Source organism: Micrococcus endophyticus (assembly GCF_014205115.1).
Lineage (GTDB): Bacteria > Actinomycetota > Actinomycetes > Actinomycetales > Micrococcaceae > Micrococcus > Micrococcus endophyticus.
In genome coordinates, this window is the sequence record NZ_JACHMW010000001.1 from 1,865,027 (window position 1) to 1,889,584 (window position 24,558).

The window sequence follows — 24,558 nt, forward strand, 5'->3', positions numbered from 1 at the left end:
CCCGGGCCTGGACCTCGACCCCTAGCGTGGAAGGGAGTGCCGCGCCCCCGCCGAACCGGCCCGGGCGCCTCCCGACCAGAGAGAGGTTCCACCGTGGCCACCGTCGCCCAGAACATCGTCGAGACCCTCCACGCCTCGGGCGTGCGCCGCATGTACGGCGTCCCGGGCGACTCGCTCAACGGCCTCACGGAGGCGCTGCGCACGCACGGCGGCATCGAGTGGGTGCACACCCGGCACGAGGAGGCCGCCGCGTTCGCCGCCTCGGCCGAGTCCCAGCTCACGGATGAGCTCGCGGTCTGCGTGGGCTCGTGCGGTCCGGGCAACCTCCACCTGATCAACGGCCTGTTCGACGCCCAGCGCTCCCGCACCCCGGTGCTCGCGATCGCCGCGCACATCCCGTCGGAGGAGATCGGCTCGGGCTACTTCCAGGAGACCCACCCGCAGGACCTGTTCCGCGAGTGCTCCGTCTACGTGGAGCACGTCTCCTCGGCGGACCAGATGCCCCGCATGCTGCGCACCGCGATGCGGGCCGCGGTCGAGCAGCGGGGCGTGGCCGTGCTCGTGATCCCGGGCGACGTGGCCCTCACCGAGCTCTCCGCGAAGCCCGAGGTGATCCGTCACACGCCGTCCCGCGTCATCCCGGCGGACTCCGTGCTGCGCGAGGCCGCCGAGGCCCTGGACTCGTCCAAGCGGATCACCATCCTGGCCGGCGCGGGCGCGGCCGGCGCTCACGACGAGGTCGTGGCCCTGGCGGAACGGCTGCAGGCCCCGATCGTCCACGCTCTGCGCGGCAAGGATCGGATCGAGTATGACAACCCGTATGACGTCGGCTTGACCGGCCTGCTCGGCTTCTCCTCCGGCTACCACGCGCTCAAGGACGCCGAGACCCTGCTGATCCTGGGCTCGTCCCTGCCGTACCGGCAGTTCTACCCGGAGGACGCGACCGTCATCCAGGTGGACGTGCGCGGGGACCAGATCGGCCGACGGGTGGCCGTGGACGTCCCGCTCGTGGGCGGCGTGAAGGAGACGGCCCAGGCCCTGCTGCCGCTGCTGCGCGGGAACTCGTCGTCGTCCTTCCTGAAGAAGGCCCGCAGGCACTACGCCAAGACGCGCAAGGACCTGGACGAGCTGGCGGCCCCGGACCGGCGCACCGTGCACCCGCAGTACGTGGCCCGCGTCCTGGACGAGGCGGCGTCCGAGGACGCCGTCTTCCTTCCCGACGTCGGCTCCCCGGTGGTCTGGGCGGCCCGCTACCTGACCATGAACGGGCGGCGCCGGATCATCGGCTCCATGACGCACGGCTCGATGGCGAACGCGGTCACCCAGGCGATCGGCGCGCAGGCCGTGGACCGCACCCGGCAGGTGGTGGCCATGGCCGGCGACGGCGGGCTGGCGATGATGCTCGGCGAGCTGCTGACCTTCGTGCAGAACGGCCTGCCCGTGAAGACCCTCGTGTTCGACAACGACTCGCTGAACTTCGTGGAGCTGGAGATGAAGGCCGCCGGCCTGGTCCCCTACGCCACGGACCTGCAGAACCCGGACTTCGCCGCCGTGGCCGAGGCCATGGGCCTCAAGGGCTTCCGCGTGGAGCGCTCGAAGGACCTGCCGGCGGTGATGGCGGAGTTCCTCGCGCACGAGGGGCCGGCCCTGCTGGTGGTGAAGACGGAGCGCCAGGAGCTGACCATCCCGCCGAGCATCGAGTTCGAGCAGGCCAAGGGCTTCGCCCTCTACGCGCTGCGCACCGTCCTGGACGGCAAGGGCACCCAGCTGGTGGACCTGGCGAGGGCGAACCTGCGCCAGCTGTTCTGAGCGGGCGGGAGATCCGCAGCGCACACGCGAAGGCCCCCGACGACGGCGGCCCGGACGCGTGACGCGTCCGGGCCGCCGTCGTGCGGGGGCAGGATGCCGGCAGGGAGCCGCCGGGCCCTCGCCGGTCAGGCGCGGTGCGAGCCGCCGTCGGCGTCGACCACCGGCGTCGGGGCGGTGCCGGCCACGCCCGGGGTGATGCGGCCGTCGGCCCGCTCCTCCCAGAAGGTGGCGTTGTGGATGCCCAGCGGGCGCGGATCGAACTGCGGGTCCAGGCCCTGGCGCTTCTGGGCGCGGTAGTCCTTGAGCGCCTTCAGGGCCGGGCCCTGCAGGAGGAGGATGCCGATGATGTTCAGCCAGGCCATGGATCCCACGCCGATGTCGCCCAGGCCCCAGGCGGCGCCCGTGGTGGCCACCGCGCCGTAGGCCACGGACACGAGGATCAGGCCCTGGAGGGCGCGCAGCGCCACCCGGCGGAACAGCGGGTTGGAGAAGTTCCGGGTGATGAACACCAGGTTGACCTCGGCCATGTAGTAGTAGGCCACGATCGTGGTGAACGCGAAGAACGCGAGCGCCACGGCCACGAAGGTCGGGCCGAAGCCGGAGAACATGGCGTCGAAGCCGGACTGCACGTAGGCCGGGCCCACAGAGGCGGTGGCCGGGAGGCTGCCGCCCTCGAAGATCACCGCGCCGGCCTCGGACTCGCCCTCGTACACGCGGTACGCGCCGGTGGAGATGATGATGAACGCGGTGGCCGAGCAGACGAACAGGGTGTCGATGTACACGGCGAACGCCTGCACGAAGCCCTGCTTGGCCGGGTGGGAGACCTCGGCCGCGGCGGCGGCGTGCGGGCCGGTGCCCTGGCCGGCCTCGTTGGAGTACACGCCGCGGCGCACGCCCCACTGGATGGCCAGGCCCACGATGGCGCCGAACACGGCGTCCATGCCGAACGCGCTGGAGAAGATGCTGCCGAAGACCACGGGGATCTGGTCCGCGTTCAGGAAGAAGATGATCAGCGCGAACACGATGTAGAGCACGGCCATCACGGGCACGATGTACACGGCGAAGGTGGCGATGCGCTTCACGCCGCCGACCACGATGAACGCCAGGAGGATGACCATGGCGACGGCCACGATCCACGGCTCCACGTTCCACGCCTGTTCCACCGCGGCGGCCACGCCGTTGGCCTGCACGCCGGGCAGGAAGTAGCTGGTGGCGAAGATCGTCACGATCGCGAAGAGGACGCCGTAGACCACGAGGGCCTTGCCCCACGGCTTGTGGCTGTACGCCTTGGTGAAGTAGTACGCGGGGCCGCCGCGGTACTCGCCGGTGTCCCGGTCGCGCTCCTTGTAGATCTGGCCGAGCGTGGACTCGATGAAGGACGTGGCGGCGCCGAGCAGCGCCATCGCCCACATCCAGAACACGGCGCCGGGGCCGCCGAAGGCGATGGCCGTGGCCACGCCGCCGATGTTGCCCATGCCGACGCGGCCGGCAAGGGACATCATGAGGGACTGCAGCGAGGACGTGCCGTCCTTCGAGTCCTTGCCCTCTCGGAGCTGCCGGATCATGTCCGGGATGTTGACGAACTGCAGGAACATCGTGCGGACGGTGAAGTACAGGCCGACGGCCAGGCAGAGGTAGATGAGCGGCAACGACCAGATGACGTCGTTGAGCGTGCCGATGAGGTCTTCGAAGGTCATGGGAACTCCCGGTGCGAGGGGGATGACGAGCCCGGGCCGGAGAAGCCAGCGACGGTGGTGGGGATCACACCCGGGTGGGAGAAGCGTACACGCCGCCGAGACCCGCACGGCGTGGCGGCGGTTCCGCGACGGCGTCGCGGGCTGCGCCCCCACCCGTCCTCCCGCCTCGCCCGCCCCGCGGGATCGACGGAAACGGCCCGGATCGACGGCCGTTCCGTCGATCCGGGCCGTTTCCGTCGATTGGACGGGTCTCGGGTCCGGGCGAACCATGGGGCTTCGGGCGAGGCCGCGCAGGGAGGGGCCGCTGCGGCACGAGCCCACGCACAGGGTCCCGGGCCGGCCACCCGCCGGAAATCGGTCCAGACATGCGAAAACCCCGGGACCAGATGGTCCCGGGGCTTCCGGTGTTCCGCGGAGGATGGGGGATTTGAACCCCCGAGGGCTGTTAACCCAACACGCGTTCCAGGCGTGCGCCATAGGCCGCTAGGCGAATCCTCCTTGGCGTGCCCCGTTCGCGGCGAACCGCTCAAGGGCAGGCTCCATCATAACCAGACCCGCGGGCGGGGCGCCAATCCCGCCTCGGGACCCGCCCGGCCGAGGTGCGCTCCGGCGGGGCCACTGCTAGACTCTCGGACGGCCCCTCACGTGGTGTCATCTCGCTGAACTCCCCCAGGACCGGAAGGTAGCAAGGGTAGGTGGGCTCTGGCAGGTGCGTGGGGGGTCTTCGCTTTCCCCAGGAGGTCCCATGCCCGCCGGCCGCTACGCCCCCTCTCCCACGGGCGCCCTGCACCTGGGCAACCTGCGCACCGCGATCGTCGCCTGGCTGGCGGCGCGCGCGACGGACCGCACGTTCCTGCTGCGGGTGGAGGACCTGGACCGGGTGCGCGCCGGCGCCGAGGCCGCGCAGCTGGCCGAGCTGGCCGCCGTCGGGCTGGACTGGGACGCCGAGCCGGTGCGCCAGTCCGAGCGGACCGGCCTGTACGACGACGCCGTGGCCGCCCTGCGCGCCGCGCACGGTGCGGACGCGGTCTACGAGTGCTTCTGCTCCCGCAAGGACATCGCGGAGGCGACCTCGGCCCCGCACCCGGCCCCGGCCGACGACGAAGGCGCCCCCGGCCCCGCCGGCGCGGCGCCGCTGCGTCCGCCCGGCTTCTACCCCGGCACCTGCCGCGGCCTCACCGAGGCGCAGCGGGCCGAGCGTCGTCGGGTGCGTCCGGCCGCCCTGCGGATCGACGCGGCCCGGGTGGCGGGGCTGCCGGAGGGCGAGATCCCGCGGGCCGAGGCCGTGGACCTGCTGCACGGCGAGGTGACCGGCCTGGTGGACGACCTGGTGCTGCGCCGCAACGACGGGGCGTACGCGTACAACCTGGCCGTCGTCGTGGACGACCTGGCCCAGGGCGTGGACCAGGTGGTGCGCGGGGACGACCTGCTGGACTCGGCCCCGCGGCAGCGGTGGCTGGCCGCGGCGCTGTGCGCGGCGCGCGGGGAGGCGCTGCCGCAGACCTCCTACCTGCACGTCCCGCTCGTGCTCAACGCCGAGGGGCGGCGGCTGGCCAAGCGCGACGGCGCCGTGACCCTCGAGGACCTGGCCGCCGCGGACCCGTCCTGGACCCCGGAGCGGGTGCGGGACCGGCTGCTGTCGTCCCTGGGCCTGCCGCCGGGGCCGCCGGCGGACGCGGTGCCCGCCTTCGCGCGGATGCTGGAGGACGGGTCCCTGCCGCGGGAGCCGTGGGTGTTCGACCCGGCCGAGTTCGCCGGCGCCTGACCGGGCCTGACCGGGGCCTCACCGGCGGCTGACGCAGACCCGGGCGGGGACCGGCCGACGCCGCCCGGACGCCCGGGCGCCCGGCCCGCCCACCGGACCCCCTTGTCGTGTCCGCCGGGCGGATAGGGTGAGGCGGGTGAGCACCGCCCTGTATCGCCGCTATCGCCCGGACCGGTTCGAAGAGGTCATCGGGCAGGACCACGTCACGGTCCCGCTGCGCACCGCGCTGGCGAAGGACCGGGTGAACCACGCCTACCTCTTCTCCGGCCCGCGCGGCTGCGGCAAGACCACCTCCGCCCGCATCCTCGCCCGCTGCCTCAACTGCGCGCAGGGCCCCACGCCCACGCCGTGCGGGGAGTGCGACTCGTGCCGGGACCTGGCCACGGGCGGGCCGGGCTCGCTGGACGTGCTGGAGATCGACGCCGCCTCGCACGGCGGCGTGGAGGACGCGCGCGGGCTGCGCGAGCGTGCCACGTTCGCGCCGGTGCGGGACCGCTACAAGATCCTCATCATCGACGAGGCCCACATGGTCACGGCGGCGGGCTTCAACGCGCTGCTGAAGATCGTGGAGGAGCCGCCGGAGCACCTCAAGTTCATCTTCGCCACCACGGAGCCGGAGAAGGTCATCGGGACCATCCGCTCCCGCACGCACCACTACCCGTTCCGCCTCGTGCCGCCGGAGCCGCTGATCGCCCACCTCGAGCAGCTCTGCGCCGAGGAGGGCGTGTCCGTGGAGAAGGGCGTGCTGCCGCTGGTGGTGCGCGCGGGCACGGGCTCGGTGCGTGACACGCTCTCCGTGCTGGACCAGCTGATCGCCGGCGCGCAGGACGGCGGGGTCTCGTACGAGCTGGCCGTGAGCCTGCTCGGCTTCACCCCGGAGGCCCTGCTGGACGACGTGATCGACGCCGTCGCCGCGGACGACACCCCCACGGTGTTCCGCGTGGTGGACCGCGTGGTGCAGTCCGGCCAGGACCCGCGCCGCTTCGTCGAGGACCTGCTGGACCGCTTCCGCGACCTCGTGATCGCCCGCGCCCTGCCGGAGGAGGCCGGCGCGATCCTCCACGGCATGCCGGAGGACCAGGTGCGCCGCCTCTCCGCGCAGGCCGCGCAGCTCTCCCGGGCGGAGCTCTCCCGCCTCGCGGACGTCACCAACCTCGCGCTCACGGACATGGTGGGCGCCACCAGCCCGCGCCTGCACCTCGAGCTGCTGATGGCGCGGCTGCTGCTGCCCGCCTCGGACGACACGCACCGCGGCCTGGCCGCTCGCCTCGAGGCGCTCGAGCGTCGCCTCGAGCTCGGCGGCGTGCCCGTGGCGTCCGCGGAGGAGTCGGCCGGGGGCACGACGACGTCGGCCCGGCCCGGTGCGCCCGCCGCGGCCGCCGGGGGGTCGGCCGGCTCGGGTGGCGCGGGAGGCGGCGAGCCGCTGACGGGCGCCGCGCTGGCCCGCGCCGCGATGCGCCGGCCGGAGGCGCAGGAGGCGCCCACGCCGCCGGCGCAGGAGACGGCGCAGTCGGAGAAGGCGCCGGCGCAGCCGGAGCCGTCGTCGAAGCCGTCCCCGGTCGGGCAGGCCGCTCCGCCGGCTCAACCCGCGCAGTCGGAGCATCCCCGCCCCGAGCGCTGGGCGCCGCCCGCCGCGGCGTCGTCCCCGGAGGCCGACGCCCCGGCCCAGCGGCCCGATGCGGCCCGGCCCGAGCAGCCCGCGCAGCAGGACCGGCCGCAGCGACAGCAGCAGACCCCTCCCCCGGCCCCGGCGGGGCAGCCAGAGCAGCGGCAGCAGCAGACGGCGCAGGCCGACCGGCCGACAACCGCCGAGCGGTCCTCGGAGCGCCCCGCCGCGGGCGCCCCGGAGGCGACCCCGACGTCGACCCGTCCCCAGGCGGCCGAGCGACCTGCGGAGCGCCCGCAGGCTGAGGCGGACGCCGCGGGCTCCGCGGCGCCGTCGAGCGCGGCCCCCGCGCCGGCCCCGAGCCAGGTGGAGAAGGTCCGCCGGGCCTGGCCGGACATCCTCGCGGCCCTCGAGGACGCCTCGCGCCTGATGTGGATGATCGTGAAGGACAACGCGAGCGTGGCCGGCTACGACGGCTCCCTCCTCACCATCGGCTTCCAGCAGGACGGCCCCCGCCAGATGCTGCTGGGCCGCGGCGGCGACCGCGTGCTCGCCGAGGCCGTCCACCAGGTGCTCGGCATCCGTCCCCAGCTCGACCTGATCCTGGGCGGAGACGCCCCGCAGGGCGGCTCCCGCCCCGCCGCGGACGCCCGTCCCCAGGCCGGCGGTCGCCCCGCCGCAGGGCCTGCGGCATCCCCGGCCGCCGCGGCACCCGCCGAGCGCCCGCAGGGGCGCCCGCAGCAGGGCCAGGCGCCGGGCCAGGAGGAGACCCCGTCGGCGCCGCGCGCCGAGTCCCGTGCGGACGCACCGACGTCGCGCCCCGACGCCGGGGAGGCCGCCCCCACGCGGCAAGACCCCCGCCCCGGTGCCGACTCCCGGCAGGACCGCCCGCAGCAGCAGGGCGGGGAGGCGGACCGCGGGCAGGACCGCGGGCAGCAGCAGGGTCGCGGGCAGGCCTCCGACCGCGGCCCCGCGCAGGGCGGATCGCCCTCCGGACGGCCCACCGGCCATGCCGCCGTCCCGACCCCCGGCCGGGGTCCGTCGTCGCCGGCGCCCGCGCAGCGGCCGACGGCCCCGCAGGCCGCGTCGACCACGCCCCCGGGAGCCCCGCCGTCGGACGGCTGGGGCCGCGCGGACGAGGAGCCGCCCGCCTGGGACGACGCTCCCCCGCCCGAGGAGGACCCTTGGGACTCCCTGCCCGAGTTCGACCCGAACGCGGACATGGACGACTCGGACGGCCCCGAGGGCTGGACTCCCCCGGCGGCCGGCCAGGACGACGCCCCCGTGGGCGCCGCCGGCTGGGACGGGCCCGTGCCCGCCACCGAGGACTGGGGAGCCCCGCCGCAGGGCGGCGCCCCCGCGCCCGGCGGCCGCCGGGACGAGCGCCCGGCCGCGGCTCATGGCTCCGCCGCCCCGTCGGAGCGGCCCGCCCCGCAGGGCTCCGCCGACGCCGGCCCGGCCGCCGAGACCGGCGCCGAGCCCAGCGCCGAGGAGGTCCGCCGCGCCTACGACCCGGGTCCCCTCGTGCGCGAGGAGGAGCACACGATCCCCGTGTTCGCCCGCCCCGAGGCCGAGCTGCGCGCCGAGTTCGCCCAGCGCTTCGGCGCCACCCGCCCCGCCGGCTTCGACGACGGTGCGGGCGCCGGAGCCGTCGCCGAGTCCACGCGGGCAGCCGCCCCCTCGCCGGGCCCCGACGACCTGCCTCCCGGCCAGGGCGACGACCCCGACGCCACCGCACGTCGCGACGCCCACCCCGCGGCCTCCGCGTCCGGTCCGTCCTCCGCGGCGGACCACGGGTCCTCCGGCGAGCCCACGGCGGACGGCACCCCGGACCCCGGTGTGCCCGCCGAGGACCACGAGCACGCCTCCGCCTCGGACTCCGCCGACGACGGCTCTCCGGAGCACGCGGCCGGGTCCGGCCACCCGGCGAGCATGTTCCCGCGCCTCATGGAGCGCGTGCGCGCCGGCGGCCCCCTCGAGCCTCCGGTCAACGCGGCGCCCCCGGGCGGCGCGACGCCCCCAGGCGGCGGGCCGGGCGGCGGCGCCGGGCCCTCGGGCCCCGGCTCCGCACCCGGCTCGGATCAGGGACCCCGCCCCGGCGGTGCCCCGTGTGACGCTCAGGGCCCCGGCGCGCCGGGCCCCGATGCGCCCCGCGGCGGCCGGCCCAGCGCCGCCGCCCTCGGCGCCCGGCCCGGAGGCGAGACCGGCTCGCCCGCCGGCGCCTCCGCGCCCCCCTCGCTCGACGCCCGGGCCGCGGCCATCCGCGCCGCCCGCGAGGCCGCGCAGGGTCGCGGCCCGGCCCGGACCGCCGGCACCGGCCCGGCCGCGCCGTCCGCCCCTGCGGTGGGGTGGGAGGACGAGGTCGCCAGCGACGACGACGTCGCCCTCGAGGACTCGGGCCTGGTGGGGCGCGCCGTCGTGGAGCGGGTCCTCGGCGCCCGACTCCTGGAGGAGCGCGCGAACTCCGCCTGAGGCGGACGGGGCTTCCGATGTCCGGGGGCCCGGGCATGATGGACGGGTCGCCGGCACCGGCGGCCGCGCCCGGGCACCGGCCCCGGCGCAGGGACGGGGAGACGAAGGAGACGGATGTACCAGGGCGCGGTCCAGGACCTGATCGACGAGCTCGGCCGCCTGCCGGGCATCGGGCCGAAGTCCGCCCAGCGCATCGCCTTCCACATGCTGGAGGCGGACCGGGAGGACATGCTGCGCCTCGCGGACGCGATCCGCACCGTCAAGGACAAGGTGCGGCTCTGCTCGGTGTGCTTCAACGTGTCCGAGGACGAGGTGTGCTCCCTGTGCCGGGACGAGCGCCGGGACGCCTCCCAGATCTGCGTGGTCGAGGAGTCCCAGGACGTCATGGCCATGGAGCGCACGCGCGCCTTCCAGGGCCGGTACCACGTGCTCGGCGGCGCCATCAATCCGATCGCCGGCATCGGCCCGGAGCAGCTGCACGTGCGCGAGCTGCTCACCCGCCTGCAGGACGAGGCCGTGCAGGAGGTCATCCTCGCCACGGACCCCAACCTGGAGGGCGAGGCCACGGCCACCTACCTCGGGCGGCTGCTCGGCGCCACCGGCATCCGCGTCACCCGCCTCGCCTCCGGCCTGCCCGTGGGCGGGGACCTCGAGTACGCGGACGAGGTGACCCTCGGCCGCGCCTTCGAGGGACGCCGCCTCATCAGCGGCTGACGCCCTCGGACCACGACGACGCCGCCTGCCCCCGGCGAGGGGCGGGCGGCGTCGTCGTCCCCGGGCCTGGTCGCGGGCCTGGTCCCGACCTGACCCGCACCGGCCGGGCCTGGTCCCGACCTGACCCGCACCGGCCGGGCCTGCCGGGCGCGGCTCAGGCCACGCGGGTGCCCGCGGGCAGGCGGCCCGCCGGGGTGTCCAGGCGGCGGTGGCCCCACCACAGCAGGCCGCCGGTGAGCGCCGCCTGCATGGCCAGGCCGAGCGGCCAGACGGGCCAGGTGCCCTCGCGGTCCGGCACGGAGGTCGTGTCGATGCGGCGCAGCTGCCCGTCGAGGCACTCGGTGGTCTCGGCCGGGTCCTGCTGGGTCAGGCGCAGCGCGGCGGACATCATGTTCAGGGGCCCGGTGTCCGGGGTGAACTGCATGGACGCGCCCGTGGGCTCCCACGGCGAAGCGTCCGCGAGCACGGCGTACGGGTTCGCCGCCAGCAGCCAGCCGACGCGGCGAGGGTCCGGCACGGACTGGACCCCGACCGGGCCCACGCAGGCGTCGGCGATCCCGTCGTAGGCGTCCGGGTTCTGCCGCTCCCACTCGGCCCAGGCCGCGTCGATCTCCGCCTGGGTCATGTTCTCCACGTCCTGCCCCTCGAGGGGGTCGGCCATCGTCATGCCGTCGTGCTCCGGCATGTTGGCGCGCACGTCCGTCTGCAGGAACTGCAGCGAGAGCACGAACGCCACCATGGTGCCGATGCTCAGCGCGGCCACGATCAGGTAGGTCACCACGACGGCGAACAGCGTGCGCCCGGCGATCGCCGAGACCGCCACGCCGATGCCGGTGATGACGCCGAACTCCACGAGGATCATCAGCAGGCCCACGAGCACGAACAGCGGCGAGACCCGCCCCACCACGGCCGCCACGGCGAGCCAGGGCAGCGCCGCCACGAGGAACGCGGCCGACGCGATCCAGGCCGCGATCCACTTGCCGGCCATCAGCTGGCCGGTGCGCAGCAGCGTCACCTGGGTGATCGCGAGCGTGCCGCCGGCCCGGTCGCCCGAGATCGCGTTGGCGGCGAGGACCGGGGAGACGAGCAGGGACAGGGTCAGCACGAACAGCAGGACGCCGTCGAAGAGCCACTGCCCGGCGGAGCGCATCTGCACCTCGGCGGCGGCCGGGTCCATGCCCTGGCTCTGCAGGTCGCCGAGGGTGGTGGCGCGCAGCCCGAGCGCGCCGAGGGTCACGGCGCCCACCACGAGGAAGAACACGCCCAGCAGGACGTACCAGCCGCGCGAGCGCAGCCGCTGGCGCAGCTCCATGCCCACCACGGTGCGCACGGCGGAGGCGGTGCTGAGGCGTCCGCCCCCCGGCGGGCGCAGCGGCGGCGGGCCCTGACGGGTCGGGTCGGCGACGACGGTGCTCACGGGCGGTCTCCTTTGGCGGTGTCCCGGTCCAGGTGCAGGCCCAGGTAGGCGTTCTCGAGGCGCGATCCCTCGGGGGCGAAGTGGCTGACCGGCACGCCCTCGCGCACCAGGTCCGCCAGCAGCTCGGCGGCGGCGGTCTCCCCGCGCAGCCCCACCACGACGCCGGCGCGCGGCTGGCCGTGGGCGGCGGCGGGCTCGACGGCGAGGCCGCGGGCCTCGAGGGCCCGCACGAGCACGTCCGGGCGGGCCGAGGCGGGCCCGGCGATGCGGTAGGGGCGGGTCTGCGCCGCGTCCTCCCGGAACTCCTGCGTGGACAGCGTGGCGCCCTCGCGGACGAACACGGCGCGGTCGGACATCTCCTCGAGCTCGGCGAGCACGTGGGAGGAGACGAGGATGGCGGTGCCCTCGGCGGCCATGGCGCGCACGTCGTCCCGCAGGCGGATGCGCGCCGCGGGGTCCAGCCCGTTGGCGGGCTCGTCCAGCAGGAGCACGCCGGGGCGGTGCACCGTGGCGCGGGCCAGGGACAGGCGCTGCTGCTGGCCGCGGGAGAGGACGCGCGCGGGGCGGTCCGCGAACTCGGTGAGGGACACGCGCTCGAGCTGCTCCCCGGCGCGGGCCGCGGCCTCGGCGGCGCCCATGCCGTAGAGCCGGCCGAGGCTCGTGAGGATGTCCCGGCAGGTCAGGGACTCCCACACGCCGAGCGTGTCCGGCATCCAGCCCAGCCGACGGCGGGCCTCCTGGGGCTCGCGGACGGCGTCCACGCCGCCGATGGTCACGGCTCCGGCGTCCGGGCGCAGCAGGGTGGCCAGCAGGAGCATGAGGGTGGTCTTGCCCGAGCCGTTGGGGCCCACGAGGGCGGTCACGGACCCGGACGGGACGGTCAGGGACACGTCCCGCACGGCGTGGACGTCTCCGAACGAGCGGGCCAGGCCGTGGGCCACGACCCCGTCGTGGGGGGCCGCGCCCGTGGCGGGGGCGGCGGGAGGGGGAGCTGTCGCGGTCATGGCCCCATCGTGCGCGCCGGCCCGGGCCGGGCGGATCCACCCAGGGGATGATCCGGGCCCCGCCGGGGCCGGACCGCGGTCGCATGCCGGGCCGGATGCCGTCGTCGTGGCGCGGAGTGCGCGCCATCCCACCATGCGAACGCCGCGTTCACAGAGCGGACCGGCGGGCCGGGGCGGTCCTAGACTTACCCCGAACCGACCCCTGACCGTCCGGAGGGACCCATGAGTCTCATCGTCCAGAAGTTCGGCGGCTCCTCCGTGGCCGACGCCGCCGGCATCCAGCGGGTGGCGCGGCGCGTGGCGGACACCGTGCGCGCCGGCCACCGGGTGTGCGTCGTGGTCTCGGCCATGGGCGACACCACCGACGAGCTGCTCGACCTCGCCGCCGAGCTCACCCAGGACGCCCCCGCCCGCGAGATGGACATCCTCCTCTCCGCCGGCGAGCGCATCTCCATGTCCCTGCTGGCCATGGCCATCCACGCCGAGGGCGTCGAGGCCCGCTCCTACACGGGATCCCAGGCCGGCATGATGACGGACACCTCCTACGGCCGCGCCCGGATCGTGAAGGTCAACCCGCACCGCGTGCAGGAGGCCCTCGACGCCGGCGGCGTGGCGATCGTGGCCGGATTCCAGGGCGTCAGCCCCGAGTCCAAGGACATCACCACCATGGGCCGCGGCGGCTCGGACACCACCGCCGTCGCCCTGGCGGCCGCGCTCGGCGCGGACGTGTGCGAGATCTACACGGACGTGGACGGCGTGTACTCCGCGGACCCGCGCGTCGTGCCCTCCGCCCGCAAGCTCACCGAGCTCTCCTCCGAGGAGACCCTCGAGATGGCCGCGTCCGGCTCCAAGGTGCTGCACCTGCGCTCCGTGGAGTACGCGCGCCGCTTCGGCGTGCCGATCCACGTGCGCTCCTCCTTCTCCGACCACGAGGGCACCTGGATCATGCCCGACCCGAACGACACCATCACCCTGAAGGAAGGCGCTCCCATGGAACAGCCCATCGTCTCCGGCGTCGCCCACGACCGCTCCGAGGGCAAGGTCACGATCGTCGGCGTCCCGGACGTGCCCGGCAAGGCCGCCGAGATCTTCCGCGTGATCGCCGAGTCCAACGTGAACATCGACATGATCGTGCAGAACGTCTCCCGCGAGGGCTCCGGCACCACGGACATCTCCTTCACCCTGCCCATCGTGGAGGGCAAGGACGCGATGGACGCGCTGCGCGCCGCTCAGGAGCGGATCGGGTTCCAGGACATCGTCTCGGACAAGGAGATCGGCAAGCTCTCCCTGGTCGGCGCCGGCATGCGCTCGAACCCGGGCGTCTCCGCCACGTTCTTCAAGGCCCTCTCGGACGCCGGCGTGAACGTGGACCTGATCTCCACCTCGGAGATCCGCATCTCCGTGGTCACCGCGGAGGACAAGCTGGACGACGCCGTGCGCGCCGTGCACACCGCCTTCGGCCTGGACGCCGAGGAGGAGGCCACCGTCTACGGCGGCACCGGCCGCTGAGCGGGTCCCCCCGCCCACCACGACGCCGGCCCCGCACCTTCAGCGTGAAGGTGCGGGGCCGGCGTCGTTCGTCAGGAGACTTTCGTTCGGGATTCCGTCGCTTCCATCCCGGCATTCCGGGATGGAAGCGACGATTCCCCGAGCGAAAGCGGGGGGCCGGGCAGGGGGAAGGCCCCCGGACCTCGCGGTCCGGGGGCCCTCCTGGTGGGTCAGGATCGACTCACGCCTGGCGGCGTCAGCCCTCCTGCATCATGGCGTCGACGCGCTCCATGATGACGGCCACCTCACCTCGGGTGATGGGCTTGGCCACTCCGAAGCTGCCGTCCTGGTAGCCCTTGAGCAGGCCCTCGGACTCCATCCAGGTGATGGCCTGGTAGTGGGTCTGGCCCGGCATCAGGTCGGTGAACGGGGACTCGGCCGGAACCTGGAAGTCCTCGTCGCCCACGGCGCGGAACACGAACGCGGCGAACTCCGCACGGGTCACGTCCTGGTACTGCTTGAACGTGTTGTCCGAGTAGCCCTTGGTCACGCCGGTGGCGGCGGCCCAGGTGATCGCCTCGTAGAACGTGCTGCCGACCTCGACGTCACGGAAGGGCGACGTGGCGGGAGCCGTGAACTCGGGATCCAGGTAGCGGTGCATGAACGCGAGGGACTGGCCGCGCGAGATGTCCGCGTGCTTGCGGTAGGTGCCGTCCGCGAAGCCGGTGGTGATGCCCTCGCACTGCATCCAGCGCACGGCGCTGTAGTACTGCGAGCCCTCCGGGTTGTCGCGGAAGTCGACGACGTCACAGGTCTCCGGCGTCGGGTCCACCGGACCGCCGCCGGCGCCCACGGTGACGGTCACCGTGGTGGTCACGCCCGGGGCCCAGGTCACGACACCGCGCCAGACGCCCTCGGTCAGACCGGACCAGGCCAGCTCGGCCTCGGTCTCGAGGCCGCTGGTCACCGGCACGGGGTTCGGGGTCACCGTCAGGTTGCCGGCGTCGCCGGTGAGCTGCAGGGACTCGAAGGTGGCGGTGTCGGGGCCGCCGTCAGCGGTGCTGTAGAGGTAGCCGATGACGAGGTAGCGGCCCGGAGCCGGGTTGTTGATCGTCAGCGACTCGGACGCCGCCGCGGTGGCCGCCGAGATCTGGCGACCGGCGGGGGTGATCACGTACAGGTCCCAGTCCGCGGACGAGGCGCCCGCGGTGATGGACAGGTTGAGGGCCTCGACGCCCTCGCCCACGGTGACCTCACGGACCATGCTCGAGGCGTTCTCGACCGTGGAGGCGTTGGCGCCCGGGACCTTGGTGGTCTCGGAGGTCTCCGCCTTGGCCAGGCCGACGATCGACGGGGTCATCTCACCGGTGAAGCCGGGGGTGATCTCCACGGTGGTCGAGCCCGAGGGGCCCTGGCCCTCCACATGGGAGGTGACGTCGGCGGCCATGGCGCGCAGGGTCACGGGAGACGTGACGGACTGGGCGGCCGGACGCACCCACGACATGGAGCCGTGGACCCACTGGTTGAGCTCGGCGTCGGTGCGGGTGACGGTCAGGGTGACCTCGGCCGACTCGCCCTCGGCGAGCGAGACGGTGGACGGGGACGCCGTGATCTCGAAGCCCGGGACGTCCGCGTCGAACGCCCAGGTGCCCGCCTGGGTGGCGGTGACGGTGCGGGTCACGGTCGCGTCGTTGACGAGGTCCGGGATCACCACGGAGGGGACGTTGACGTCACGGCCGGCGATCTCGCCGAGCAGGAGCCCGTCCCACTGGCGGGCGTCCGACTCGTAGACCAGGCCCGGGCGGGCGGCGGCCTTCGGGTCGGCGGAGCCGGCGCCGGTGGCGAAGTTGTCCGCGTTGACGGAGCCGTCGGCGTTGTACACGTCGCCGGCGGTGGTCATCAGGGCGGACTTCACGGCCATCGGCGACCAGTCGGTCTCCTTGCCGACCAGGAGCGCGGCCATGCCGGCCAGGTTCGGCGACGCCATGGACGTGCCGGACATCAGGCCGAACTCGTTGCCGTTGTAGTCGGGATCCAGCGGCGAGACGCCGGCGATGACGTTCACGCCGGGGGCGGCGACGTCAGGCTTCAGGAACTCCTGGTTCACGGCGTTGGACGGGCCGCGGGAGGAGAAGCCGGCGATCTGCGGCAGCGGGTCCTGGGGCAGGCCCGTGGTGTCGCCGCGGACGATCGTGGCGGTGAGGTCGTTGGCCTTCACCTTCTCGATCACGCCGTCGGTGTCGTTGATGTGGACGGTGGGCACGGAGTGCACGTCCGCGTCGAGGGAGCCGGTCGGGGTGTTGACCAGGATCATGCCGATGCCGCCGGCCTCGGCCACGACCTCGGACTTCTCGACGCGCGCGTTCTGGCCGCGCTCGCAGAGCACGATCTTGTCCGCGGCCTCGGCGGTCAGCGAGCCGGGCAGGCAGAGGCGCGCGGCCTCGGCGTCGCCGGAGGCCACCTCGGAGGCGTGGATGACCTCGGCCGGGCCCACGCCCGTGCCGGCGGAGGAGGCGCCGCGGTACTTGGTGCCGTCCTCGAACTCCACGGTGGCGGTGAGCTCGTTGGAGAAGGTCTCCGCGGCCACGGTGGTGAGCCACGGCGAGGAGTGGTTGACCGTGTTGGCCGTGGGACCGGAGTTGCCGCCGGAGGCGGCCACGAAGATGCCGGCCTCGGCCGCGGCGCGGAACGCCAGGGCGACCGGGTCCACGATCGTGGTGTTGCTGCCCGAGATGGAGTAGTTCAGCACGTCCACGTTGTTCTCGATGGCCTGCTCGACGGCGGCCACGGAGGCGGAGCCGTAGCAGCCGCCGGTGTTCGGGTCGTTGTCCTCCCAGCAGACCTTGTAGGAGATCAGGTTCGCGGCCGGGGCGACGCCGTTGCCGACGCCGAACGAGGTGCCGTCGATGACCTGCTCCACGTCGGTGTTGCCCAGGATCGTGGTGGCTACGTGGGTGCCGTGCGAGAACACGCCCAGCGGGGAGATGCGCTCCTCCGGGTGCCGCTGGTTCACCGGCACGAACTGCTCGAAGTCGTCGGAGAACGCGTAGGCGCCGATGAGCTTGTCGGTGCAGGACTCGGCCGGGAAGCCCGGGCCGGTCTCGCAGTCCGCGAAGGCCGTGGAGCCGTCCGCCTTGAGCACGGCCGCGCGGCCGTCCTGCGTGAGGTACGGCTCGCCCACCACGGGGCTGCCGGAGAGGGGCTGGAGGGGCTGGCCCTCGATGAAGGGGTTGTCCGGGTGGATGCCGGTGTCGATGACGCCGACCACGACGCCCTTGCCCGCGTTCTCCGCACCCCCGTAGGTGGAGTTCCAGGTGCCGTCCGGGCCGGGCAGGCCGAGGAACTCGGAGGAGCTGTAGTCCGGAGCCTGCTGCTCGTCCTTGACGACGGCGAGCACGCGCTCGTCCTTCTCCAGGGAGCGCGCCTGGTCCGCGGTCAGCTCGGCGACGAAGGCGTTGAGGGCGCGGCTGAACTGCATGCCGACCTCGGCGCCGGCGACGGACGCCACGGCCTCCTGCTCGACGCGCAGGTGCTGCTCGTACTTGGCGACCTCGGGGCGGTCCACGACGAACTTCTCACCCTCGGCGGCGGTGGGCGCGAAGCCCTCCACGCCGCCGGAGTAGGTCACGGACGGCTGGCCCTTCAGGACCACGAAGTACCGGCCGTCCTCGAAGGACTCCGTCACCTTCGCCTCGCCCTGGGCGGAGCTGACCTGCAGCTCCTGGGCCGGGGCGGCGAAGGCCGGCGCCGCGAGCGGCGCCGCGATCAGGCCGACGCCGGAGACGGCGGCGGCCAGTGCCCGGAATCTGCGGGCACGATGGGGGTGCTGGATCACGACCACACCTTTCCTCCTGGGGGTCCGTTCACGCCGGACGGCGCGGAACGGGCGAGCGAACGGCACGCAGAGCCGCCTGGGACACAGGGGTGCGTGACAGTGCTCACAAGTGATGTCAGCACGCTACCTGGGCGGACCCTGGGAGTCCACCCGTTCACCTGAACATCTCCTGAACGCGTCGCGGAGTCCTCCCACGTCAGCCGGACGCGGCCCGGCCGGCCGCGGTGGGGGAGAATGGGGCGGACATGCCTGGACGCCCCTCCCCCTCCCCCGCCGTCCCCCGCACCGCCCCGACGGACGCGACGGACCCGACCGCCGTCGTCGTGCTCCGCCCCGAGGAGTGGCTCGCCCGCTCCGCCGCCCACCGCGAGCGCATCGAGGCCCGCACGGCGCCGCTTCTCGAGCTCCACGGGCGCGGCGAGCGCCATCCGGTGCAGGACTTCCTGTTCGGCTACTACACGCACTCCCCCGCCGCGCTGGCGCGCTGGCATCCGGGGGCCGGCGTCGTGCTGGCCGATCCCGACGGCGCCGCCGCGGCCGCCGAGGCCGAGCGGGACGGCGCCCCACACCGCGGCGGATGGCGGCACCTGCGGACCACGGAAGCCGGCGAGATCCCCGGCGCGGAGCCGGACGGGCGCCCGACGGTCGGCTGGACCGTGGACGCGGACGCCTTCACGGCGGACCGGGCCACGGGGATCGCCTTCACGGCCGAGCTGCTGGAGCGCACCGCCGCCCGGCCGGCCCGGCTGGGCTGCTTCGGCCTGCACGAGTGGGCGATGGCCTACCGCTCGGACCTGCACGGGGTGCGACACTCCCGCCTGCCGCTGCGCCTGGGCGCCGAGGGGACCGACGCGGTGGTGGAGTCCCAGCGGATCCGGTGCACCCACTTCGACGCGTTCCGGTTCTTCGCGCCCGAGGCGCGCGGTCTCAACGAGGGCGCGGACGGGGTCCTGCCCACCCGCGCCGGCATGCGGGACATGGAGCAGCCGGGCTGCCTGCACGCGGGGATGGACCTCTACAAGTGGGCGTACAAGCTGCTGCCGTGGGTGTCCTCGGACCTGGTGGCCGACTGCTTCGACCTGGCCTGGGACATCCGCGCCCTGGACATGCGCGCCTCCCCGTACGACCTGCGCGGCGTCACCGACCTGGCCGGCGGCGACTACCCGCCGGTGCGGATCGAGACGCCGGAGGGTCGGGCCGAGTACGTGCGCGCCCAGCGCGGGTTCGCCGACCGGGGGCAGGCGCTGCGGGCCCGGCTGCTCGCGGCGCTCGCGCCGCTGCTCGGGGACGACGCGCGGGACTGACGGGGCGGGGTCGCAGGGTCGCGGCCACGCGCGCAAGGGCCGCGCGCGAGGGCCGCGCAGGCGCCTCTCCGGGGCGCGCCCGGGCCCCGGCTGGACGTCCAGGCGGCGTGCATGGCTAGCATGGACGGCGTACAGGATGTGAGGTCGGTCACGCGCTGCGCGCGGGCGGCCCCGCCCGTGCTGACACCCGCACCGAGAGGCTCGAGGATCGACGTGACCAGAACCGCACCCACCCGCCGCCGCACCACCCTGGCCGCCGCCGTCGCGGCCGCCGCCGCCCTGACCATCAGCGCCGCCGCCCCCGCGCTCTCCGCGCCCGGCAACGGCAACGGCAACGGCAACGGCCAGTCCTCCGCATCGCAGGGCCAGGCCCGCTCGAACGACCTCTCCACCACCCGGGGTAACCAGGTCAACGACGCCGCCGCCCTCGCCCCGCACCTGCTGGACCAGGAGCTGGCCTGGGAGGCCTGCGACTTCGGCAGCCCCGCGCTGAACACCCGCTTCGGGGCGATCCCCGGCACCGCGTGCGCCGACGTCACCGTGCCGCGCGACTGGAAGGACCCGCAGGACGGGCACACCATCACCGTGCGCGTGGCCAAGACCGAGACCTCGAAGGGCAACCCGGACCGCCAGGGCATCGCCCTCGTGAACCCCGGCGGCCCCGGCGGCTCCGGCCTGCCGTGGGGCCCGGCCATGGCCGAGCGCGCCCCCGAGCTCGCCGAGCAGTACGACTTCATCGGCTTCGACCCCCGCGGCGTGGGCCAGTCCACCGCCCTGGAGTGCACCTACACGCCGAACCCCGAGCACGACATCTGGCAGGACACCAAGGCCCAGGTGGACGCGTGCCTCGAGAACGAGCTCACCCCGTACATCACCACCGAGCAGACCGTGTACGACATGGACTTCATCCGCGCCGTCCTGGGCGAGGAGAAGACCTCCTACATCGGCTACTCGTACGGCACCTGGCTGGGCAGCTGGTACCAGCGCGTCTTCCCGCAGCACGCGCACCGGTTCCTGCTGGACTCCGCCGTGGACGTCTCCCGTGACGGCCTCCAGACCACCTGGGACCTGCAGCCGCGCTCCCGCGACCGTCAGTTCCAGGACGCGATGCTCCCCTACGTGGCCCGGCATGATGAGCTCTACTTCCTCGGCGACGACCCGATGCAGATCCGGCAGCGCTGGGAGGACGGCGGCGGCACCCGCACGCAGCTCGGCATGATCGTCGCCGGCTCGTTCCTGCTGCCGGCCATGTACGACACCTCCCAGTACATGAGCGCCGGGGCGGTCATCGCCGCCTACATCCGCATCATGGAGTCCGAGACCGCGGCCACGGACCCCGCGGGGCAGCGCGCCCAGATCGAGCGCATCCTGGCCGAGGCCCGTGCGTCGCTGCCGGCCGAGGAGCGCGACTCCTTCGACCGCTTCGCCGCACGCGGCCTGGAGACCGTGGGCGAGCGCGAGCAGCTCGTCGCCGCCACCCAGGCCGGAGACGCCGTCACCTTCGAGGGCGCGTTCTCGGCGATCCGCTGCCAGGACGGCCAGTGGAACACCTCGCAGGGCTACTGGACCTCGTGGGTGAACGACCTCGGCCGCAAGGCCCCGTGGATCGCCGCCTTCATGGGCCCGTCCGAGTGCATGTACTGGCCGGCCCAGACCTCCATGCCCTCCCAGCCGGGCGGCAAGGACACCCCGAGCGCCGTGATCGTGCAGTCCGAGCTGGACGCCGCCACCCCGTACGAGGGCGGCCACCGTGCCGCCGGCGTGCTGCGCAACACCTCCCTGATCTCGGTGGACAACGAGGGCACGCACGGCCTGTTCCCGTACGGCACCGCGTGCGTGGACGCCCCGATCCGCGACTACTTCCTGACCGGTGAGATGCCGGCCGAGAAGTCCCTCTGCGAGGCGCACCCGCTGCCGGGCGAGACGCAGACCCACCAGGTCGCCGGCACTCCGACGCACAAGGGCGACATCAAGATCTCGATGCGCACGGACGCCGTCCGTGAGGCCAACCGGATCACCCTGGACGCCATCGAGCGCCAGCTGCTGGACTCCCGCGCCGTGACCCCGGACGTGGAGGCCTTCCTGGAGCGCTGATCCCCAGCGGTCCACGACGACGCCGCCCCGGTCCGCCGCCTCCCTGGAGGCGGGCCGGGGCGGCGTCGTCGTGCGGAAGAGGCTCAGGCGTAGAAGAAGCGGACCAGGTGGAAGAACACCGGCGCGGCGAACACCAGCGAGTCGATCCGGTCCATGATCCCGCCGTGGCCGGGGATGAGGGAGCCGAAGTCCTTGATGCCGCGGTCGCGCTTGATCGCGGACATCACCAGGCCGCCGCCGAAGCCGAGCAGGCAGGAGACAAACGCGAACAGGGCCGCCACCCACCAGGGGAACGGGGTGAGGAAGGACAGCGCCGCCCCCAGCGCGGTGGCCGTGAGGACCCCGCCCACGAAGCCCTCCCAGGTCTTGTTCGGGGACACGGACGGGGCGATCGGCCGGCGGCCCAGGGTCTTGCCCCACACGTACTGGAACACGTCCGAGCCCTGCACCACCAGCAGCAGGAACAGCAGCAGCAGGGCGCCGGCCTCGCCGCCGGACCCGGGGGCGCTGCCCTCGGCCACGTGCCGGCCGTGCTCCATGGCCACCGGCAGCTGCAGCACCGCCGGGATGTGCGAGACCGCGTACACGCACACCATGGCCGCCCACTGCACGGCCGCGGCCCGCCGCAGGAACCCCTCCGTGCGGCCGGCCAGCGCCGCGCGCACGGGCAGGAACAGGAACGCGTACACGGGGATGAACACGGAGAACATCCCGTACCAGTGCTCCCACACGAACCAGTAGTGCAACGGGGTGACCACGAAGAACAGCCACACCAGGGTGCGGTGGTCCGCCCGCCCGGTGGGGCTGATGGTGAGGAACTCGCGCAGGGACAGCCAGGTCAGCACGAGGAACAGCAGCAGCGTGGCCGTCTCCCCCAGCGCCAGCACGGCGGCCAGCACCGCCACCATCGCCCACCACGCGCCGATCCGCTGCACGAGGTTGCCGATCAGCTCCGGATTCCGCGCGCCCATCCGCGCCCTGAGCACCGCGGCGATCACGCTGGCGGCCGCCAGCACCCCCACCACGCCCAGCAGCAGCCCTCCGGCCGTCGCCCCGAGCAGTCCCACCATCGCGTCCTCCTTGGTCTTCTCAGCCCCGCAGCGAGGCGGACAGGTCCTGCTCCAGCACGGCCCGCGCCCGCTCGAGCCAGGCCGTGCGGGCCGCCTCGTCCTCCCCGCGGCCCGGCTCCGGCGCGTCGGTCGCGGCCGTTCCCGACGCCGGCGCGCCCGGTCCCGGCGGGCGGGCCGGCTCCGGCGGGTCCAGGGGCGGGTGAAACCTCACGGTGGACAGGTGCGGCACCGGGATCGGCTCGCCCTTGGGCAGGATCCGGCCGAGGTTCACGAGGGACACCGGCACCACCGGGACCTGCGGGAACGCCGCGGCGAGCGCGTGCAGGCCCCGCTGGAACCGCGCGACGTCCTCGCCGGAGCCGCGGGTGCCCTCGGGGAAGATGATCAGCGAGTCGCCGCCGGCCAGGATCTCCAGCATGCCCTCGAGCTGGCTCCCGCCGTCGGGGCTCACCCCGGAGCCCGAGGCGGCGCCCGGCCCCCGTCGGCGCGTCTTGCCGCGCTCCACCAGGTAGGCGTGGAACAGGCCCTCGGCCACCCGGCGCCGCAGCCCGGAGCCCCAGTAGTCCGCGGCGGCCACCGGCCGCACCCGCCGCTGCAGCGCGGGCGGCAGCACCGCCCAGAGGGTCACGAAGTCCAGGTGCGAGGTGTGGTTCGCGTAGAACACCGCCTGCCGGGGCAGCAGCGCGGCCAGGCGCTCCCGGGTGATCTCGGCCTCCTCGGCCCCGTCCGGGCCGGGCGCGTGGATCCGGGCGCCCGCGACGGCCAGCACCGCGTGCGCCAGCCCGGCGCGCGCCCGTGCGGCGAGGGCGCTCACGCCCGCTCGCCGCCGTCGGTCGGCAGGCCCGCGGTCCGCTCGCCGGCGGGACGGGCCGGGGCAGCGTCGGCCCGCTCGCGCAGCGCCGCGGCGATCAGCCGCAGCCGCCGGGCCACGGTGAGGACGGACCCCGCCGCGATCACCGCGAGCGCGAGCGCGAGGACCGTGCCGCGCGGCACGGGCAGCAGCGGCTCGAGCAGGCTCAGCAGGCACGCGGCGGCCAGCACCCACATGCGGTGCGGCTTGGGCAGCACGCCCTCGAAGAAGTTCCCCACGCCGTTGGCCGCGCCCAGCGAGCGCACGTAGGCGGTGAGCACCGCCGCGGCCGCCGCGGTCCACCCCAGGAGGACGCCGACGTCGAGCCCGGGGCCCCAGCCCGGCACCAGCCACGCCCCGGCGGCGGCGTAGCCCGCGCCCGCCAGCAGGAGCACGTCCGCCACCCGGTCCGGGACCTCGTTGAACAGGTCGCCCGTGGGGCTGTGCAGTCCCTTCTCCACCGCGAGCATGCCGTCCAGCATGTTCAGCAGCAGCCGCAGCGGGATGCAGGCGGCGGCCAGCACGAGCCAGCCGGCCCGCGCGCCGTCCCCCGTGGCGGCGTGCCCGGCGGCCACGAGGGCGGCCGCGCCGACGGCGGCGAACAGCACCGAGCCCACCGAGACCCGGTTGGGGGTCAGCCCGGCGGCGTGCATGAGGTCGGCCAGGCGGGCGGCCCACCGGGTGGATCGCTGCGGGATGGCTCGGCGGTCGGTGCCCTGGGGGCCGGGCATGGCGGGCTCCTCGGTCCCTCGACGACGGCGGACCTGCTCAGCGTAGACACAGAGGCGCGCGGCGGGGTACCTGTGGGGGATGCCCCGCCGCCAGCCCGCCGCCGACCGGTCGGCCCTCCTCGACCACGCCGTGGCCGCCGCCGCGGGCTTCGCCGAGGCCACGTTCTTCGTGGTCGTCCCGGACGTCTGGACCTCCCGCGTGGCGTTCGAGCGCCCCCAGCGGGGCCTGGCGACCGCCGCGTCCGCCCTGGCCGGGGCCCTGGCCGGCGGGGCCGTCACCCACGCGGTGTCCCGGCGGGCCGGGGCGGCGCGCACCCGCTCCTGGCTGACGGCGCTGCCCGGCATCACCGACGGGATGGTGGACACGGTGGAGGCCCGCGTGGGCGCCGGCGGCCACCTCGCGCTGATCACCGGGCCCAGCCGCGGGATCCCCTACAAGGTGTTCGCCCGGTGCTACGGGGTGGACGCCGCGCGCCCCGGCCGGGGCCTGGGCGCCCTGCTGCTGGCCTCCGTGCCCGCCCGGCTGCCGCGGTTCCTGCTGGTCACCGGCGGGGTGGGACTGCTCGGTGCCCGGCTGCGGCGCCGTGCGCCCGGCCTGGGGCGCCGGGGTCGCGGCGTGCTGTTCTGGACCGGGTGGGGCGCCTTCTACGCCTGGTACCTCCCCGCGGTGACCCGCGCCTACCGGCGCTGAGCCGCCGGGGC

15 protein-coding genes, 1 tRNA gene and 1 other RNA gene are annotated in these 24,558 nt (G+C 74.6%); 9 read left to right on the forward strand and 8 right to left on the reverse strand.

All coding sequences use genetic code 11. The annotated features are described in order from the left end of the window. Positions 1-93: 93 nt before the first annotated feature. On the forward strand, positions 94-1,809 hold the full coding sequence (gene poxB / locus HDA33_RS08510) for a ubiquinone-dependent pyruvate dehydrogenase (RefSeq protein WP_184172510.1): 1,716 nt from the start codon (positions 94-96) through the stop codon (positions 1,807-1,809). 125 nt (positions 1,810-1,934) lie between these two features. On the opposite strand, the gene HDA33_RS08515 is transcribed toward poxB, so the two are convergent. Together HDA33_RS08515 and HDA33_RS08520 are read right to left on the reverse strand one after the other, a co-directional pair. After that, positions 1,935-3,506, reverse strand: a complete 1,572-nt coding sequence (locus HDA33_RS08515; RefSeq protein WP_184172512.1) for an alanine/glycine:cation symporter family protein — start codon at positions 3,504-3,506, stop codon at positions 1,935-1,937. 412 nt (positions 3,507-3,918) lie between these two features. Then, positions 3,919-4,004 (reverse strand) — tRNA-Ser (locus HDA33_RS08520). 134 nt (positions 4,005-4,138) lie between these two features. Between HDA33_RS08520 and ffs the strand changes: the two genes are divergently transcribed. The 4 genes from ffs (at position 4,139) to recR (ending at position 10,063) form a co-directional block, all read left to right on the forward strand. Next, positions 4,139-4,235: signal recognition particle sRNA small type (gene ffs, locus HDA33_RS08525), an RNA gene on the forward strand. 16 nt (positions 4,236-4,251) lie between these two features. After that, positions 4,252-5,271 (forward strand): tRNA glutamyl-Q(34) synthetase GluQRS, encoded by a 1,020-nt coding sequence (gluQRS, locus tag HDA33_RS08530; protein ID WP_184172514.1) that lies wholly within the window; start codon positions 4,252-4,254, stop codon positions 5,269-5,271. Positions 5,272-5,407: 136 nt separating this feature from the next. Beyond that, positions 5,408-9,349: a DNA polymerase III subunit gamma and tau gene (locus tag HDA33_RS08535; protein ID WP_184172516.1), complete on the forward strand. Its 3,942-nt coding sequence runs from the start codon at positions 5,408-5,410 to the stop codon at positions 9,347-9,349. A 114-nt stretch (positions 9,350-9,463) separates the two neighbouring features. Next, the gene (recR, locus tag HDA33_RS08540; RefSeq protein WP_158493386.1) at positions 9,464-10,063 is read left to right on the forward strand and encodes a recombination mediator RecR; all 600 of its coding nucleotides are present in this window, start codon (positions 9,464-9,466) and stop codon (positions 10,061-10,063) included. 154 nt (positions 10,064-10,217) lie between these two features. On the opposite strand, the gene HDA33_RS08545 is transcribed toward recR, so the two are convergent. Together HDA33_RS08545 and HDA33_RS08550 are read right to left on the reverse strand one after the other, a co-directional pair. Further along, on the reverse strand, positions 10,218-11,480 hold the full coding sequence (locus HDA33_RS08545) for an ABC transporter permease subunit (protein WP_184172518.1): 1,263 nt from the start codon (positions 11,478-11,480) through the stop codon (positions 10,218-10,220). Continuing rightward, entirely contained in the window at positions 11,477-12,484 is a 1,008-nt protein-coding gene (locus tag HDA33_RS08550; protein ID WP_184172520.1) for an ABC transporter ATP-binding protein, read from the reverse strand. The genes HDA33_RS08545 and HDA33_RS08550 overlap by 4 nt, the downstream gene beginning before the upstream one ends. A 222-nt stretch (positions 12,485-12,706) precedes the next feature. On the opposite strand from HDA33_RS08550, the gene HDA33_RS08555 reads away from it, so the two are divergent. Further along, positions 12,707-13,993 (forward strand): aspartate kinase, encoded by a 1,287-nt coding sequence (locus HDA33_RS08555; protein WP_184172522.1) that lies wholly within the window; start codon positions 12,707-12,709, stop codon positions 13,991-13,993. Between the two features lie 235 nt (positions 13,994-14,228). Here the strand turns inward: HDA33_RS08555 and HDA33_RS08560 are convergent, their stop codons facing one another. After that, the gene (locus HDA33_RS08560; RefSeq protein WP_338104309.1) at positions 14,229-17,807 is read right to left on the reverse strand and encodes a S8 family serine peptidase; all 3,579 of its coding nucleotides are present in this window, start codon (positions 17,805-17,807) and stop codon (positions 14,229-14,231) included. A gap of 245 nt (positions 17,808-18,052) precedes the next feature. On the opposite strand from HDA33_RS08560, the gene HDA33_RS08565 reads away from it, so the two are divergent. Together HDA33_RS08565 and HDA33_RS08570 are read left to right on the forward strand one after the other, a co-directional pair. Then, entirely contained in the window at positions 18,053-19,111 is a 1,059-nt protein-coding gene (locus HDA33_RS08565) for a 3-methyladenine DNA glycosylase (RefSeq protein WP_221432985.1), read from the forward strand. A gap of 213 nt (positions 19,112-19,324) precedes the next feature. After that, positions 19,325-21,205, forward strand: a complete 1,881-nt coding sequence (locus HDA33_RS08570) for an alpha/beta fold hydrolase (protein WP_184172526.1) — start codon at positions 19,325-19,327, stop codon at positions 21,203-21,205. 83 nt (positions 21,206-21,288) lie between these two features. On the opposite strand, the gene HDA33_RS08575 is transcribed toward HDA33_RS08570, so the two are convergent. Genes HDA33_RS08575 through HDA33_RS08585 form a run of 3 tightly spaced genes read right to left on the reverse strand, consistent with a single transcriptional unit; the run spans position 21,289 to position 23,856 of the window. Next, positions 21,289-22,275 carry a phosphatidate cytidylyltransferase gene (locus HDA33_RS08575; protein WP_184172528.1) on the reverse strand — a complete coding sequence of 329 codons (987 nt, stop codon included), beginning with the start codon at positions 22,273-22,275 and terminating at the stop codon, positions 21,289-21,291. Between the two features lie 19 nt (positions 22,276-22,294). After that, on the reverse strand, positions 22,295-23,089 hold the full coding sequence (locus HDA33_RS08580; protein WP_184172530.1) for a 1-acyl-sn-glycerol-3-phosphate acyltransferase: 795 nt from the start codon (positions 23,087-23,089) through the stop codon (positions 22,295-22,297). After that, positions 23,086-23,856, reverse strand: a complete 771-nt coding sequence (locus HDA33_RS08585) for a CDP-alcohol phosphatidyltransferase family protein (protein WP_184172532.1) — start codon at positions 23,854-23,856, stop codon at positions 23,086-23,088. The genes HDA33_RS08580 and HDA33_RS08585 overlap by 4 nt, the downstream gene beginning before the upstream one ends. Before the next feature lie 79 nt (positions 23,857-23,935). On the opposite strand from HDA33_RS08585, the gene HDA33_RS08590 reads away from it, so the two are divergent. Beyond that, a complete protein-coding gene (locus HDA33_RS08590; RefSeq protein ID WP_184172534.1) occupies positions 23,936-24,547 on the forward strand; it encodes a hypothetical protein in 612 nt (203 codons plus the stop codon). Positions 24,548-24,558 lie beyond the last annotated feature (11 nt).